The sequence below is a fragment of the Viridibacillus arenosi genome (assembly GCF_001955655.1).
GTDB lineage: Bacteria > Bacillota > Bacilli > Bacillales_A > Planococcaceae > Viridibacillus > Viridibacillus arenosi.
On the sequence record NZ_MSPW01000001.1, the window covers coordinates 155,536 to 173,351 of the forward strand.

At 33.4% G+C, this 17,816-nt stretch carries 14 protein-coding genes, 1 riboswitch and 1 other annotated feature; of the genes, 4 read left to right on the forward strand and 10 right to left on the reverse strand.

Going from position 1 to position 17,816, the window contains the following annotated elements:
• Nucleotides 1-512: 512 nt before the first annotated feature.
• The gene (locus BK137_RS00735) at nt 513-1,742 is read right to left on the reverse strand and encodes a glycoside hydrolase family protein (protein ID WP_081730149.1); all 1,230 of its coding nucleotides are present in this window, start codon (nt 1,740-1,742) and stop codon (nt 513-515) included.
• A 382-nt stretch (nt 1,743-2,124) separates the two neighbouring features.
• On the opposite strand from BK137_RS00735, the gene BK137_RS00740 reads away from it, so the two are divergent.
• Complete coding sequence (locus BK137_RS00740) at nt 2,125-4,908, forward strand: dynamin family protein (protein ID WP_038190201.1); 2,784 nt, start codon at nt 2,125-2,127, stop codon at nt 4,906-4,908.
• 47 nt (nt 4,909-4,955) lie between these two features.
• On the opposite strand, the gene BK137_RS00745 is transcribed toward BK137_RS00740, so the two are convergent.
• The 7 genes from BK137_RS00745 to BK137_RS00775 all read right to left on the reverse strand — a co-directional run bounded on the left by BK137_RS00745 (nt 4,956) and on the right by BK137_RS00775 (nt 11,924).
• The gene (locus BK137_RS00745) at nt 4,956-5,498 is read right to left on the reverse strand and encodes an NUDIX hydrolase (protein WP_076033937.1); all 543 of its coding nucleotides are present in this window, start codon (nt 5,496-5,498) and stop codon (nt 4,956-4,958) included.
• A gap of 81 nt (nt 5,499-5,579) precedes the next feature.
• On the reverse strand, nt 5,580-5,954 hold the full coding sequence (locus BK137_RS00750) for a hypothetical protein (RefSeq protein WP_038190204.1): 375 nt from the start codon (nt 5,952-5,954) through the stop codon (nt 5,580-5,582).
• Nucleotides 5,955-6,336: 382 nt separating this feature from the next.
• A complete protein-coding gene (locus tag BK137_RS00755) occupies nt 6,337-6,720 on the reverse strand; it encodes an iron chaperone (protein WP_038191111.1) in 384 nt (127 codons plus the stop codon).
• Between the two features lie 296 nt (nt 6,721-7,016).
• Nucleotides 7,017-8,957 (reverse strand): threonine--tRNA ligase, encoded by a 1,941-nt coding sequence (gene thrS, locus BK137_RS00760; RefSeq protein ID WP_038190208.1) that lies wholly within the window; start codon nt 8,955-8,957, stop codon nt 7,017-7,019.
• A gap of 332 nt (nt 8,958-9,289) precedes the next feature.
• Nucleotides 9,290-9,530 (reverse strand) — a binding site (T-box leader).
• Nucleotides 9,531-9,625: 95 nt separating this feature from the next.
• Complete coding sequence (locus BK137_RS00765) at nt 9,626-10,165, reverse strand: phosphoribosyltransferase family protein (protein ID WP_038190213.1); 540 nt, start codon at nt 10,163-10,165, stop codon at nt 9,626-9,628.
• A gap of 17 nt (nt 10,166-10,182) precedes the next feature.
• Nucleotides 10,183-11,229, reverse strand: a complete 1,047-nt coding sequence (locus BK137_RS00770; protein ID WP_038191113.1) for a solute carrier family 23 protein — start codon at nt 11,227-11,229, stop codon at nt 10,183-10,185.
• A 73-nt stretch (nt 11,230-11,302) separates the two neighbouring features.
• A riboswitch (ZMP/ZTP riboswitch) is annotated at nt 11,303-11,380 on the reverse strand.
• Between the two features lie 178 nt (nt 11,381-11,558).
• Nucleotides 11,559-11,924, reverse strand: coding sequence for a winged helix-turn-helix transcriptional regulator (locus tag BK137_RS00775; RefSeq protein ID WP_038191115.1), 366 nt, complete (start codon nt 11,922-11,924; stop codon nt 11,559-11,561).
• A 167-nt stretch (nt 11,925-12,091) separates the two neighbouring features.
• Here BK137_RS00775 and BK137_RS00780 point away from each other — a divergent pair, with 167 nt between their 5' ends.
• Together BK137_RS00780 and BK137_RS00785 are read left to right on the forward strand one after the other, a co-directional pair.
• A complete protein-coding gene (locus BK137_RS00780; RefSeq protein ID WP_051448839.1) occupies nt 12,092-13,309 on the forward strand; it encodes an MFS transporter in 1,218 nt (405 codons plus the stop codon).
• Nucleotides 13,281-14,114, forward strand: coding sequence for an aldo/keto reductase (locus BK137_RS00785; protein ID WP_038190214.1), 834 nt, complete (start codon nt 13,281-13,283; stop codon nt 14,112-14,114). Before BK137_RS00780 ends, BK137_RS00785 begins: the two co-directional genes overlap by 29 nt.
• Nucleotides 14,115-14,280: 166 nt before the next feature.
• On the opposite strand, the gene BK137_RS00790 is transcribed toward BK137_RS00785, so the two are convergent.
• Nucleotides 14,281-14,931 (reverse strand): SIMPL domain-containing protein, encoded by a 651-nt coding sequence (locus tag BK137_RS00790; protein ID WP_038190217.1) that lies wholly within the window; start codon nt 14,929-14,931, stop codon nt 14,281-14,283.
• Between the two features lie 258 nt (nt 14,932-15,189).
• Nucleotides 15,190-15,798 (reverse strand): histidine phosphatase family protein, encoded by a 609-nt coding sequence (locus BK137_RS00795; RefSeq protein WP_038190220.1) that lies wholly within the window; start codon nt 15,796-15,798, stop codon nt 15,190-15,192.
• 425 nt (nt 15,799-16,223) lie between these two features.
• Here BK137_RS00795 and BK137_RS00800 point away from each other — a divergent pair, with 425 nt between their 5' ends.
• Complete coding sequence (locus BK137_RS00800) at nt 16,224-17,483, forward strand: MFS transporter (RefSeq protein WP_038190221.1); 1,260 nt, start codon at nt 16,224-16,226, stop codon at nt 17,481-17,483.
• The last annotated feature ends 333 nt before the right edge of the window (nt 17,484-17,816 follow it).

Sequence of the window (17,816 nt, forward strand, 5' to 3'; positions counted from 1 at the left end):
GTAGCTTCGCATGAGGTAAATGAGAAGAAGGCATAAGAACACTACTATGTTATTAATTAAGCTTTTTCTTAAATAGCCATCCACCACCAACAGAGATTATAATTCCACAAATAAAAGCAGAGCAAACGAACATATCAATCTTCCCAATCGCAAACAACAGAATAGGACAAATCAACAAGAAAATCCTCCAACTAATAACAAGCTTTTTTAATATTCTTCCCCCATCACAACCTTAAATATATACGCTAGCAGTTTGTTAAATATCACTATAATGATTAATTATTTTCTTTTTATTGTTAATTAATAGGAGGTGCTGATTTTCGAATACGCCCATTTTATTAAGTTATAGAAAATCAACAGTAAAATAGCCAAAAATAAAAAAATGTATGCAACTGAAATTACTTAGTAATGTAATTCATTCATAATATGTGTAACATATTATGAATGAATTATCATGTACAATTACTTGTCTTTAGTGTTACAGAGTAGAAGGTCTCTTTTCCCCATGTAAATCACTTTGACGCAAGTTGAATTTTTTCAGTGTTTTGTATGAACTCATTGTAGGTATTATTAATTCGAATAATCGTTTCAGAAGTATTAACTGCTTTGTTTGTTAGAAGTGCTTTTTTGTTAGCTTCACTTAGCTTATTGTACGTAATATCGTATTGTGAGCCTGGACCACTGTTTTTCCAAGCCATAAACTGAATCGTTCTCCCCACAGTAACAAAAGTATTGTTTTTAAATGTTGGGTTAATTGCGCCACTAGCTAAAATCCCACGAGTACTAGCATTACCATTCGCTACATTCCGGATTAAATTTTTTTCAATAACAGAATTCGTCCAATTCATGACACGAATAGCATCCAAGCGTGTTTTGTCAATTTGATTATTACGAATGATAACTTTATCATGATACATTTTACCTGAATATTTATGGGTACCTATAGCTCGATCAAGATTCTTAAATTTATTGTTTTCAATTGTTATATTTTGATTTGGCGTTTTATCATACTTGCTCCATTTTTGACTCCACCCTGCTGTCGTTTTATCCGGTGTATCAATATTAATGGCTTCTTTGTTCTTGTTTGCTGATGCTTTGGAATTTGTAAACGTATTTTTTCGTATAACAACATTCTTAGAAGCATCTAGTTCGATAAAATGTCCAGAATACATATTCTTAAATTGAATATTTTCCACTTTTACATTTTGGTTATGCCCCATGATCAAGGCAATGCTATCTTTCTCGTAATTCATATCAATTGTTACTTTACCTTCACCTATAAAGGAAATATTCTTTTCACCATTATATTTGCCATATACACCCGATTTATTGGCTTTTGATGGTTTGATTAATTGAAAAATTGATTTTGAAGCTTTAAATTTGCTTGTACCCGTTTTCTGACCTTTAACAATACTTACGCCATCCTTCATTTTTATTGTTACATTCGATGGAACATATAGCGTATTACTAATTATGTAAGTTCCTTTTTTTAATACGAGCGTTCCGCCACCTTTTTTCTCCAATTTCTCTAGATAGGAACGTAGAACATAATAATGCTTAGTATTACTATTATATGTAGTGTATTTCAACATCTTTTTATCTACAGGTACTGTTTTTGGTGAAATTGTATAAACACTCTTTGTGGCAGCTTCTACAGAATTAGGTGTAACCCCTATCCAAATACTCAGCATCAACACAGTAGCAGCCAATAATGAGCCCATTCTCTTTAATTGCATAATCATGTTGTAAAATTCTCCTTCTCAAAAAATGATAATAATATGGACAGATTTTCATATACTTTTTTGCAAAACCTCTTATCACCCTATTCCAATACGTATTCACTATACATTGTTTTTTATACGAACTCTACATGGAATGTTACAACTTAATGTAGAATATTATATTCATATTAAGTTATTAGAAACATTTTCTGTTTTCACACCACTTGGAAAGGAAATTGATAAAAAAATGAAACTTTTCTCATTGAATTTCAATCTTACTTAAAAAATGAAAGATAAATGAAATTTCCCAAAAGAAATTCTTTGTTAAAATAAAAAGCAACAATACTAAAAAGTGTTGTCACATGAAGAAAAATGTATTCTTCAAGATATAGTGGAGGAAAAAATGAGATTAGAAAAACAATTAATCAAAAAGATATATTATGAAACATTCCTAATAGACAATGAAACACATCCACCTCTTCAAGTACTTGGGGAAGCTTATTTAAACGAACAAAAAAATGAGATTTCCGATGGATCTTATATTCGTTTTGCACAAGGTGAATTTTATTATCACCATCAAGATTTTGAATCAGCTATTTTTAAATGGGAGAAAGTTAGTAATGAATTAGCACCATGGGCACAAAAGAATATTGCGGATGCTTACTTCGAACTTAACCAATTATCAGTTGCTGAAAATGTTTATACCTCCATTACTACTGATAACAAAATACTTATGACTGAAATTGTACTGCAATTACTATCTCTTTACATCGAGCAAAATAATCTTGATTCAGCTTTCGCTGCTATTAAAGAAGCGGTTTCTTTAAATCCCGATTATCCAAATGTTACAAAAATTGCACGTTCCTTTTATGAAGAACAGCGAGATTTTGACAGTGCAGTAGAGCTTGCTGTGAATGAGTTAATTCGAACAGAATCTTCTCCTTGGTTTGAGGTTCTAAAAGAATATATCAATAATGGATTTACTAAAAATATTTCACCAGACTATTTTTATGAAGTATTAGTTACATTAAATAATGTTGATCAAGTACAATTTACCCAAATTGTTTCATCACTTTGGCACAGCTATAAAAATGAACAAAATTACTTATTATGGCTCAAAACAATAAATGAATTTTTCTTACTAATCGAAATCCATTCTTCCGATATATGGGACAACATTTCTTCTCTTTACGAAGAAACGTACTTTGAATTAATCCAAGGTCAATATATGCTCAGAGAATTACACGATATCATTCCAAATCTTTTAACAAATTGGTTAAAGGTAGCCAATCCGTCTCATTCTGTATTTCCATCTGCTGCAGTTTTGGCATGGGATGAGATTTTCCCTTCCGAAATAGATTCAGCAAATATAAAACATGCGGAAAACCTACTGTCATATTCTATTAATCATGTGAATGGCTTAGAGTATAGTTTACATCTTTTTGAATCTATTACACAGTGGGCACAAAAACATGATTTAGAAATAGGTCATCGATTTAGATGGTTAGTTAGCGAGCTTGCAGATTTAAGAACAAATCGCCTTTTAGTGACTGGAACTTCAGGAAACGGAAAAGCTTCATTTATTAACTCTATACTTGGTGAAAATATATTAGAAAACTCAGTCTCAAATGTAGTTGTCTTTAATAATGAAGCTCATACAGAAATTAACGCGATATCAGATTCAGCAATTACAACAACTGAGAATTTCTCAGATTACCATAACATGATGTCTCTGCACCCTCAATCAGATAGAGATAGAGCATATGTTGAATTTAAATTACCATGCAGATTTTTAAGTAAAAATAAACTTACTTTGGTTGTTACACCAAGCTTTAATAGGAACAACGACACTAGAGATGAGACATTTGAATATTTAAATTCTGTAGACGAATTATTATTCGTATTGAATGCGGATTCACCTTTTACTGACAAAGAACGTGATATTCTATTAAGTATTCAAGAACATACACCAAATCTACAAATTCATTTCTTATTAAATAAAATCGATAACATTTACAGTGAAGCAGAAGCAAAAAGAGTTTTAGATGATACGCAAGTGAGAATAAACGCATATTTCCCGCATGCGCGAATTTTCCCTTACTCTTCGTTATATACAAATAGTCAACAACTAAACAAATTATCTGAGTTTATTCATTCTAACTTTAACCATAAAAATATCGATGCAGAACGTACTGAAAAGCTATTGTTTTTCATTCGAAAAACAATTTCATATCTTTTGGATAAACGCATCGAGATGGAAAATAACCTAGTGGATTCTATTAATTGGAATGAAGATATGTTAGTTAAACTAAATGGTTTTATTAATAACCTTACTGCTTTTGAGAAGGAAAAAATTCATTTAATTACAGAATCATATCGGACAATGAAATACGAAATTGCTAATGATCTTACAGAACATATTCCGAAACTATTACAGAGTTGTTCTGATTTAATTAGTGAAGAAAGCGATTTTGGGCACATTGACATTGAACTAAATACAGCGATGAACGAAAGAGTTCAAAAATATCTAGAAAAAACTGTGTTACCTAATCTTGCTCGCTCTATGCAAAATTGGATTGCAACTTCTAATAATGAGTTCCTTCAAAGTCAATCGTACTTAGAAGAAATCAGTGAAGAACTTAATTCTTTATATGGAGAAAATCGAATACAGCTAGAATGTGACTTTAAAGTGCTTGATGACTGGCGGAGAGATACCGATAGAATGACAACTAGAATACAAATGGAAGAAGTAAATATCTTGCGCAGATTTACACCAGCACAATTTTTACTGAAAAGTGCCGGTAAATTGTTTGGCGTTCTTCCTAAAAATAAAGCTATGTTATATAACAAATACAAACAGTATTTAGAAAATGAAGATTATACTGATGTAACGGATTCTATTATGAACAAATTTTTCTTGCAATTTGAGCTATTTGAAAACGCTCAAGCGCGGGATATTAATATATTCTTTAGAAGTCCATTTGGCGAGTTGGAACAAGCTGTAGAAAACACTCATATAGAAATACAAGAAAAACAAGATACACTGCATAAAATGAAATCAAATCCTGAAGTTTATCATGATCCTATAACGCTCTTTGAATTAAGATTACGTCAATGTGAAGTCATCTTAAATAAAGGTGAGGATTATTCCTATACAGATTTAACTTTAGAAACAAACATAGAGTAAAAATAATATAACTCCAAAATCAACAATAAAAGTTGATTTTGGAGTTATTATTTGTTAGCTTCACTTTTTTTCGGTACCTTGCAACTAGAACTAGATGGTGTTGACCACGGTAAAATTTTATCAATTCCCTCTTTATTTATTGAAGTGCACCGTTTAAAATCTGCAATAACTTGTTTATCCGGAGGACTAATCACTGAAGGTAATGAATCCATTTTAAAAAATTTCAATTCCATAACTTCCGATAGATCTTCTTTTAATTCACCACTATATTCATCACAAATATATGTACTAGTAACATTATAAACCTCGTCACCATGCGGATATTTATAGTAAAGATTTTCTCCAGAATAAACATTAAATAATTGCAGTTTTTTTGTAATTAGTCCTGTTTCTTCTGCTAATTCCCGTCTTGCTGCATCTTCTAATTTTTCTCCTAATTCTAATGACCCGCCAGGTAATCCCCAACATTGGTTATCTGTTCTTAGTTGAAGTAATAGTTGTTTATCTTTATTTACGACCAGTACACTGGCGCCTACCATTAATAGTGGCCTAGTGCCTACTATCTTTCTCAAATCCATAATATATCCCAAGTCTATCACTCCTATATTTCCATTGCCTTATCATTATTCTTTATCAACTATCTTATACTTCAATCGATTTATCATCTAACATTAATATCTCTTCGCATAGTAAACCATAGTTAAAAATACGGATGATATATATACCGTCATCATGATTGAGAGTAGATTGTATGCTTCTATTTGTAAGTTACTAACTGGATTAAAGACTATCATTAATATTACAACTACTGCTATAAGGATAAAATAATTCACATAAATGGATCGCTCTCTTATTTTTTGTGCTCGTTCATCTTTTGCAGCAAGATGTTGCACTAAGAAAGCTAAGCAGAAACACATAATGCTAATAGCAATTAACATTAGTGAAGATGGAAATTTATTTACACTTAATGAAACACCATTCATAAATAAAGCCAGAACACCAAATATAATGCCCATAATGATATAGCCCATCTGTGTTTGTTTCATTCGTCTTCATTCCTTCCAATTTAAAATTAAAGTCTATTGGGATTCTCAATGTTTAATGCAATTGCTAATAAAAAATTGGTTATATTAACCATAATACCCATCATTATATTGTAAAGCAAGCTTTACAATTGAATATTCCGTAACTTATATATTCAAAACTGAAATACTGCTTGCTCTTTCATAAATACCGTAATACTTCTATCAATATAATTTTCACTCAACAAAATTTCACTTTAATTGATCCGTAATGACTTAAAGCGTGTCAGTATTAGTGCTTTCCATCAATAATTATAAAAACAATACTAAACGCCTTAATTAATGAACAAACAAAAAGAGTATGTTTTAAATTTCACTTAAAACATACTCTTTTCTTTTAAGTTTATTATTTCTTTTTTAATTTGCCATCAGCTTTCTTTTTATTCTCAGCAGCTCTGAATTTAACTATCTCACTTACTAATTCATAAGGAATCGGCTTTTCTAGTGGAAACTGCACTGCTCCCTTTGAACTTTTATAATCCGATAATTCATGTTCAAAAGCAACAATCCCGCTAGAAGTTGGATAAAATCCTATATGTTTTTTATAGGCAGCAAAATGTACCAGATTGCCATGTAAAGCAAAGGTAGGCATTTGATAACTAATTTTTTCTTCTGCCTCCGGTACTGCATCTTTTATAACTTTTCTTATCGTTTTTAGTTTTTCCTGAACCTCATGAGGAAATTGTAAAATGTATTCATCAATTGAATTAGACTTATTGTTCCCCTCCATGATTTCTCCTTTCATACTCAGCTATCCTTAAAATCAACTTTGTACTCTTTTATATATTTTAAAAAATTAGATGTTACTATTATATTACAAACACTGTTAGATTAAAGGTTCATTGACAGGCGATTTATTAAAAATTTAGTAGCCTTTCGCGTAATGCAGTATAATTTTGCTTAAATATTTTCATTCCCTCTCCTCCTTTATTATTATTGTAAAGAAGGAGAGGTATAAATTAAATTTATAAAAAACTAATGATACTCGTTGGTTTTGCTTATGACACTTGAATAAATTGAAATTAGTTACCCAAGGTCATACTCACTATTATTCAAAGATTTGTTTTCAATGCAATTCTTAATTTTAGAAATAAAATCATCAAGCTGGACTTCCAATGAATTCTCCTGACCATATTGTCTTAAGTTAACAGATTTATTTTCCATCTCATTATCCCCCACAATAAGTATAAATGGAATTTTCTTCATTTGAGCTTCACGTATTTTATACCCTAATTTTTCTTCACGTAAATCAAGATTGACTCTGATTTCCTCTTGTTTTAAGCGCCTAGTAACTTCTTCAACATACTCTTTATGCATTGAGTTTGATACGGGTATCACTTGAACTTGAATAGGTGATAGCCAAATAGGGAATGCACCACCAAAGTGTTCAATCAATATTCCAAGGAAACGATCAATTGATCCAAATACTGCTCGGTGAATCACGACTGGCCTTACCTTCTGATTTTGTTCATCAATATATGTTAAATCAAACTTCTCTGGTAGTTGGAAATCAAGTTGAACTGTTGCACATTGATGGCTACGTTTAATCGCATCTTTAATATGAATATCAATCTTAGGTCCATAAAACGCACCGTCTCCCTCATTGATTTTGTATGGATAGCCAAGGTTTTTTAATACTCTTTCAAGAGATGCTTCTGCCTGATCCCATAATTGCACACTTCCCATAAAATCTTCTGGACGTGTTGATAATTCAATGTCATATTCAAAACCAAATGTTTTGTATACACGATCAATTAAACGTAAGGCTAGTAAAATTTCATTTTCAATTTGATCCGGTCTGACAAAAATATGTGCATCATCTTGGCAGAATGTTCGAACACGTAATAAACCATTTAATGCTCCACTAAATTCATGTCGATGCACTTGACCAAATTCAGCCATTCGAATCGGAAGTTCACGATATGACCGACGTTTATCTTTGAAAATCAGCATATGTCCCGGACAATTCATTGGTTTCAAAGCAAATTCTTGATCATCTACCTCTGTAAAATACATGTTTTCTTTGTAATGATCCCAATGTCCGGATTGCTCCCATAATCTTTTATTCATCATAAATGGCGTGCGTACTTCTTGATAATCATATTGATGCTGAAGCTTACGTAAAAACACTTCTAATTCATTTCGAATAATTTGCCCATTAGCAAGGTAAAATGGCATACCTGGTGCTTCCTCAGAGAACATAAATAACTCTAATTCATTCCCTAGTTTACGATGATTTCTTTTTTGCGCTTCCTCTACAAAATGAAAATATTCTTCCATCTTTTCTTTTGTAGCAAAGGCCACACCATATATACGTTGTAGTACTTTATTGTTACTATCCCCTCGCCAATATGCCCCTGAAATATGTGTTAATTTAAATGCTTTAATAAATCGAGTTGCTGGTAAATGCGGACCTCGACACAAATCTACAAATTCTCCTTGGCGATATACTGTTACTATTTCATCTTGAGAAATGTCTTCTAATAGCTCTAGCTTTAATGGATCTTTTTGAAAAAGTTTTTTCGCCTCTTCACGTGACAATTCAACACGTGCAATCTCTATGTTTTCAGCGATTATTTTAGACATTTCTTTCTCTATTTTCGCTAAATCCTGCACTGTAATAATACATTCCATATCAACATCATAATAAAAACCATTGTCAATCACTGGCCCTACTCCTAAGTTCACATCACCATACAATCGTCTAATTGCTTGAGCTAATACATGAGCTGAAGTATGCCTCATAATCTCTATACCAGCTGTTGACTCTAAATCAAATAACTCCACTTCTGCATCATGTGTAATATTACGATTCAAATCATATCGTGTGCCATTGACTTCTCCCGCCACCGATTTCTTTTTTAGACTAGAACTAATAGAACTAGCAATTTCACCTAATGATACTCCCTGCACATACTGCTTTTGATGTCCATCTGGAAACTTAATCAAAACTTCCTTTTGACTCATAACACTTCACTCCTATTTTTTTATAAAATAAAAACACGCACACATCCCTATATAAAGGGACGAGTGCGTGTCATATACCCGTGGTTCCACCCAAATTCCCATCTCATAACTCAATAAGTTACATATTGATGGCTTTGTGTAAGCTTTATCGTTGCTTCTACGGTACTGATTACTCTTTTTCACCAATACTGCTCCAAGGTGGTAAATAATTCATCCGCATTAGGAAGTTTTCAGCCTTGCCTTCCCTCTCTGTAAAGCGGTTAGAATTACTCGTGTCCTTATCATTGCATTCTATATTTTTTTTAAAAAACAAAAAACACACTCATCCCTCATGAAGGGACGAGTGTGTATAATACCCGTGGTTCCACCCAAATTTCCATCTCATAACTCAATAAGTTACATATTGATGGCTTTGTGTAAGCATTATCGTTGCTTCTACGGTACTGATTACTCTTTTTTCACCAATACTGCTCCAAGGTGGTAAATAATTCATCCGTATTAGGAAGTTTCCAGCCTAGCCTTCCCTCTCTATAAACCGTTATGAAATACTCATATCCTTGTCATTGCATTCATTATTATAATTTTTACCAATATATAGTATTATTTCCCATTAGTCAATAGAAATTTATTTATTTTTCACGAATTTTTCAATAAAATCCATCGGTTATTTAATCAAAAAGTGGTAATTCTTCTAAGAAAATAATATCCTCGCGTTTAGCCGCATCTCCTTCTGCTAAGATGGCCGCTTTTGCTACTACATTTCCTCCAGCTAATTCAACAAGTTCTTCTAATGCTCTTAAAGACTCCCCGGTGCTAATCACATCATCAATAATCGCAACGCGTTTTCCCTTAATCTCTAGCGCGTCTTTTTGATCAAAGCACAATGTTTGTTTTGCTTGTGTTGTAATCGAATGCACTTCATTCATCAATGGATTTTGCATATATGGTTTAACTGTTTTTCGTGCAACATAATAAGCTGATAATCCTAATTGATTAGTAACTTCATAAGCTAATGGAATCCCCTTTGCTTCAGCTGTTACAATAACATCCACCTCAGGAAGCTTGTCTACTAATAATGGTGAAGCTTCTCTTAAAAGTTCTGCATCACCTAAAATAACAAAGCTAGCAATACTTAAATTTTCTGTTAATCGAATGATTGGTAAATCTCTTTCTAAACCTGCTACTTGTAAAGTGTATGTGTTCGTCATTTTAATAGCTCCTTATATTAAAATATAGATAATAAAAATTCAATAATCAATCCTGAAAGCATACCTAAAAACGGATCAGATATGGCTGTAACAACCATCGTCATACCACCAACAATAGCAGAATCCCCGCCACCAGCAAATGCAGCTGTCGCATTACCTGGTAAAGTGACAATTGCACCTAGAACGAATAAAAAGCCAGCAATTGTTGAACTCGGAATAAAACGGCCAATTTTCGGCAGTAGACCACATAATAAAATAACACCCATCATAACCATCATCAAAACACCTGCAAACACCGCATGTGGCGCACTTGCAGTAGCAGAAATTACAACTTCAACTGGTGCCCCGCCAAATAAGGCAGATACCATATCTGCAACGCTACTAATAACCGTTAAATGATCGACATTAACCTCTTGATTTGCTAATGCACCATTAATTTTACCAAATGCGATATTGGCACCAATATTTAACGTAACCATCGCAAGTGCTCCGCGAATAACTGAAACATTAAGCGTTAACTTTTGTAAAACGAATTTTTCTTTCACTGGTTGTTGTGTTGTCTTTTCCTGTTGCGTAAAATGACCAACAACACTTGAAATAATAACTGAGAAAAGAATGGTATAGACTAGATCTTTTGTAACCATATATGTAATGATTGCAACGACAAAAGAAGAGATCCCAACTGCTTTATGATTTTTCGTCATATCAAGGGATACTTTCACGAGCATGATGCCAACACCAGCCATCATACCATTTGTTATAACTGGTCCGATAAAATCAACAATTTTTTCTAGAAAACCAAATAATCCAATAACAGTCATTAAAGCTGCTCCGAAGAAGATCATCGATAAGCGCTCGCGCATATTTTTCCCCATAGTTCCAGCTACAGTAATCGTCTCTGCCTGATAAGATATTACTGGAATAGAGCCTGTAGCCGAGTTACCAATTGCTCCGATAAAGAATGCCAAGGCTGTTGGTACAGATGCAAAACCAAATGATAATGCAAGTAATCCTTGCGGTAAACCGTTTAGCAACACACCTAATGCTGCTAGAATATCCTTCATAAAATCCACTTTTTTCACCTTTTCCGATAAAAATTTCCAACAAAAAAGGTATTCAGTAAAATTCCGCTTACTAAATACCTGCCCAGACGTACGACGAATTTCTATATGCTCCCTCATGGTAATCCATGCTACGCCAGTTACATATAGATTGGAATATCCATTATTTTATCGCTAACACACGAATAATACAACATATTTTATTATGAAATAAATGTAATTACCATTAAATCACGAACGTTATTCAACATTTATATTATTAATTATACAAAACACGAACGTTTTAATATAATAATCCTTTTTTTGGATATTAACCGTATTTTTCATTATAACTAATCATTTAATCCATTATCCTCTAAGTAACCCTCTTTACTACCATACACTTTGACAATATGTTCCTCGCCCCAATTACAAAGTGAAGTCAGTATAGGTTCTAAACTTTTACCGTAATCGCTTAGCTCATATTCTACTTTTGGTGGTAGTTCATGATATAGAATACGGTTAATGACACCATCATTTTCTAATTCACGTAATTGCTGAGTTAACATTTTTTGCGAAATATTTGGCATCAGTCGTTTCAATTCACTTGTACGTTTTTTTCCATGAGTGAGATGACATAAAATCACACATTTCCATTTTCCTCCGATAACTTCAAGTGTTGCTTCAACTGATATATTGTATTTTTTCTTCGTTTCCATCATTAATAACCTCTTTTCATTTAAAAGAACATTCGTTCGCAGTTACTAAAAGGTTCCTATATAACAAAAAAGTACGTACTTCCCTTTCTGTTCTGCATGCTCCATAATAACATTTGTTCCGGAACATTTGGCAAGTAATTGCACACTGATTAAAAGAAGGAGATTCTATGAAAGAACAGCAACAAAATAATACAAAGGCTCTGCTTGCACTGGCAGTGACTGCTTTTGCCATTGGGACAACAGAATTTATAAGCGTTGGTTTACTACCAATGATTGCAGCCGATTTACAAACTTCACTTCAAGTAACTGGTTTGACCGTGTCTATTTATGCGATTGGTGTAATGATCGGGGCGCCTGTACTGACATCTCTACTAGCCCATATTCCTCGAAAGAAACTTTTACTAGGGATTATGCTAATTTTCATCATTGGCAATAGTATAGCCATGTTTTCTACAACTATCGGCATATTACTTGTAGCGAGACTAGTTTCTGCTTTAGCTCATGGTGTATTTATGTCAATTGGATCTACAATTGCTGCTAGTCTTGTACCAGCAAATCGTCGAGCAAGTGCGATAGCGATTATGTTCACTGGATTAACTGTAGCTACAATAACAGGTGTTCCTTTCGGTACATTAATTGGACAACAATTCGGATGGCGCATGGCATTTGCATTTATAGTCGTTATTGGTATTCTCGCACTAATTGCCAATATGGTTTTAATACCTTCTTCTATCCAAAAAGGTACCAAAATCGGTTTTGGTGAACAACTTAAGCTAGTAAAAAACGGCCGATTATTGCTAGTGTTCATCATTACTGCACTAGGTTACGGTGGTACATTTGTCGTCTTTACGTATCTATCACCATTATTGCAAGAAGTGAGTGGTTTTTCGGCAAAAACCGTGACTCTAATTATTTTATTCTATGGTGTTACAGTTGCCATTGGTAATACTATTGGTGGTAAACTAGCTAATAACAATCCAATTCGTGCATTATTTTATATGTTCGTGATTCAAGCGATTGTGTTATTTGTTCTTTACTTTACCGTACCATTTAAAATAGCTGGTCTAATTACGATTTTATTTATGGGGCTCTTTGCATTTATGAATGTCCCAGGGCTTCAAACTTATGTCGTGATATTGGCTGAGCGTTTTGTCCCTAGCGCTGTAGATGTCGCTTCTGCTATTAATATTGCTGCTTTCAATGCTGGAATTGCGATTGGATCATATGCAGGAGGCGTTATCGCCAAGTCAATGGGATTAATCCATACAACATGGATTGCAGGAATTATGGTAACAGGAGCTGTCATTTTAGCAGCAATCTGTGTCAAACAAGAAAAAACTGAGGAGAGTGTTCAAAATGAACTTACAAACAACAACATTAAATAATGGAATCAAAATGCCAGTCTTAGGCTACGGTGTTTTCCGTGTAGAAAATGGTGCAGAACTTGCAGAAGCTGTTAAAACAGCTATAAAAAAAGGCTACCGTAGTATTGATACTGCACAAATTTATGGCAATGAAGAAATGGTAGGACAAGGTATTAAAGAGGCAATTGCTGAGGGTTTAGTTACTCGTGAGGAATTATTTATCACATCAAAAGTTTGGAATGCTGGCTTAAATTATGAAGCTGCACTTGCTGCATACGATGACAGTTTATCAAAAATGGGATTAGATTATTTAGATTTATACTTAATCCACTGGCCTGGTCATGATCAATATTTGGATGCATATAAAGCACTTGAAACGATCTATAAAGAGGGTCGAGTTCGTTCAATCGGCGTAAGTAACTTCCAAGTTCACCACTTAGAAAATCTACTTAAAGAAACAGAAATCAAACCAGTTATCAATCAAATTGAATTCCACCCACGTCTTACACAACAAGAGGTGCGTAATTATTGCATGGAGCACGATATCCAAGTTGAAGCATGGTCTCCACTAATGAACGGAGAACTGTTAAAAGATGAAACTATACAAAGTATTGCTGCTAAACATAATAAAACAGCTGCTCAAATCGTCTTAAAATGGGATTTACAACATCAAGTTGTAACAATTCCAAAAACAATGACTGAGTCACGTATGGAAGAAAATATTAATGTCTTTGACTTTGAACTAACTACTGAAGAAATGGCTCAAATTGATGGATTAAATGAGAATTTCCGCTGTGGTCCAAACCCAGATGAATTTAATTTTTAATATAGGCTAATCATATATAACCCCAGACGAGTATTTATACTCATCTGGGGTTGTTTTTTTATTAAGACTGTTAGTGATCTACTTTTTTATTACCAATCAATTTATATTAAAAGATTATATTTTTGCATTATTCCCTATTCAATTTGCTAGAAAATTCACCTATAAACTAATACTGAAATTTGACTCTTAATGACGCACTTATTGTAATTTGCCCTTGTTCGATTGGGGTGGAGATATTCTGCTCAGCCATGGCAACAGTTTTATATAATACAGGGCCCGCATTACTCTCTTCTACAATCTCTATCGGTTGTGGAAGCATTGGTAATCGCATGGTCTCGGCTATTGTTTTTGCTTTCATTTGGGCATCATGGAGAGCTATACTTAGCGCTTGTTGATAATAAAATTCTCCATTTTCAATTTTAAACTGAATTCCTGAAACGCGATTTGCACCATTTTTTACAGCTGTATCAATGACAGTGCCCACTTGACTTGTATCTTTTACTTTAACATTAAGAGCATTAGTCACTTCATAACCTCTAAAAACCTGTTTTCCTTCGATGTAATCATAGTTTGGCACAATATTATAGGCAGCAGTTTGAATATTCTCCCTTGGAATGTTAAGTGACAAAATAGATTGTATTACACGATTCATGATATTTGCATTTTCCTGTTGCGCTTTACTTACATCTTTTCCTTCTGTGATCACTTCTATTTGAAGTTCCACATAACTTGGTTGAACGGCAACTTTCCCGTTACCCGTGACTGTTATAACACGAAATGAGTTACATGATAGTTGATGAGCATTTGGATTAAACACTGAATTCCACCTTCCGTTTTGTTCATATTATTAATCCTATGCTTTGTACATTGAAAACTTGTTAATCGAATTCAAATAGATAACTTGAAGTAGGTTCTATTATATTTTTTAATGCTACAGTAAAAGGTAGACATAATTAACAATTTCACTTCACTCAAGAAATCTTTTAATCTAAAAGAAAATACTAATCACTTAAGTAGTAGAAAAAAGACCATTTGAATAGTCCCTATCAAATGGCCAATTAGAATCGATATACAATTAATACTCATCATATTCTATACTAAATCTCTCAACATTATGATTTTCTAATTTAAAGAATATATCTTGAGATACTTCTAATTTTAAAGCTTGGGTTTTTTCTAAATTGGTGTATACTCCTCTTAATATTCTACCTGTTAACCCATGTGATACAGCGATAATTTTCTCACGACCTTCAATACTTTTTAGCCAATCTGCTACTCTTTCCTCAACAGAAGTATAACTTTCTCCATTAGGTGAATTAAAAAACCAATTGTAGTGATCTGTATGTTTTAGAAGTTTCGGCCATTTTTCTTCAATTTCTTTCATTGTTAAGCCCGCCCAAGAGCCAACAGATACCTCCCTTAAGCGATTATCCTTCTCTACCTTAGTTACATCAAATCCTAATGTATTACAGATAATCTCAGAACTTTGCATAGCTCTACCTAAAGGGCTCGATATAATAGCCCACTTTTTTGGATCTCCAATATACATCTTTAACAATCTAGCAATACTATTTACTTGGGCAATTCCATCATCTGTTAATGGTGAATCCAGTTCACCTTGATACCTACCTTGCGAATTAAAGACAGTTTCTCCATGTCGGAGTAAATAAATCGTTTGATTCAAAGTATGATCACCCCTTAGTTATAATAAATGTCAGTTTTAATTAATATACTACTAGATAGTTCTAGTATTTAGAAAAACCTCTCAGTTGTGTATTTCATAGATCTGCTTCTCAATAATTTTTGAATTTACCAAAACTATCTATTCTATTTCTAAGATAAAAAACACAATACTTTCATTGCGGAATTCATCATTTTCAATATGATAAGTATAAGCTCAACATGCTCTATACCATGGTTTGTTAATGAACTTAACATTTTAAACTGATATTAACCAATTTAACTTAGTCCAACCTATTGACATTATATCAGACAATTCGTATTATTTAGCATACTAATCTCATCACTGTCTTTATGTAGCATTTCATATTTTTTTATATAAAACTGATAATTCTATGGTTATTAACTAGAAATGAGTTGAAGTTCTTAATGAAAAAGGTTCACTATAGCTGGATTATTCTACCAGTTACATTCTTATCTATTATTGTTGCAGGTATCATTAGATCCTCATCAGGTGTTTTTATAGATCCTTTTGAGCTTGAGTTTGGCTGGAGTCGCCCTGCCATTTCCTTTGCCTTCGCAGTGAGCTTATTTTTATATGGCTTCTCGGGACCTTTTATGGCAGCGTTTGTAGAGGTTTTTGGTTTAAAACGAATGATGCTCTATTCAATGCTAACATTGTCAACTGGTCTTGCATTGACTTTCGTTATGCAATCACAATGGCAATTAATACTGATTTGGGGTGTCATGATCGGTATTGGTTCTGGATTATTCTTAACCGTACTCAGTACACAAATTGCAAATCGCTGGTTTGTGAAACACCGTGGTCTCGCAGTTGGCATTTTAACGGCAAGTACAGCAACTGGACAATTAATATTATTACCTGTATTAGCTACAATCATTGACCAATATTCTTGGCGTTACGCCACAGGACTTATCTTTATTCTTAGTCTATTAATCTTATTATTAATCCTTCTGTTTATGAAGGACTTCCCCCAAGACAAGGGACTTCTACCGTATGGGCAGGAGGGTAATGATCAATCTGCTGAACAACCTATTCTTAGGCAAAATCCATTTAAATTAGCACTAGGTACACTTATGGAAGGCTTGAAACTAAAAGAATTTTGGCTACTTGCAGGAAGTTTCTTCATATGTGGTTTATCTACTAGCGGTTTAATTGGAACTCATTTCATCTCCTATTGCATAGGGTTTGGAATCCCTGTTGTAACAGCCGCGGCAATGCTCTCATTTATGGGGGTATTCGACTTAGTGGGAACAACCTTATCTGGCTGGTTATCTGATCGAATTGATAATCGTTGGCTGCTATTTTGGTATTACGTGCTTCGTGGAATATCCCTACTGTTTTTACCGTTTGCTTTAGCTCAAGGTTCTTACTTATGGCTAGTTATTTTTTCTATTTTCTATGGTTTAGATTGGATTGCCACTGTCCCACCTACTATTGGATTGGCAAGACGGGAATTTGGTCTTAAGAAAAGCACCTTAATGTATGGCTGGATCATGGCTGCTCATCAAGTTGGCGCAGGGGTTGCAGCATTTGGTGGTGGAGTTATTTTCAAAGTATTTGGTTCCTATCAATGGGCTTTTATTTTAGCTGGTAGTATGTGTGTGTTAGCTAGTTTATTCGTCATCATGTTGAAAAAACATCAACCTAAATTAGAAGAGATATAACCCGTTATACAGCATATTTTTTCATATTTCAATTAAAGTTCAATGCCATAAAAGTGTCTTAGAGGGATAGAGACTGTCCCTAAGATATAGACAAATAAAAAAGCATCTTCGATTGAATTCAGGTATAGATACCAAAATTCATTTCGGAGGTGCTTTTTCTATGATCACAAAAGTGAGTTATTCATACAAAGTGAATATGTAAGCTATTGAGATTGTGCGCTAATAGACATGATCTCTAAGCTAACTATATTGATTGTAATTTATTAAGATAGTTATAGCTTAAGAAGTATCCCCCCAATTTATAGCTATCAGGGGGATACATTATATTAATTG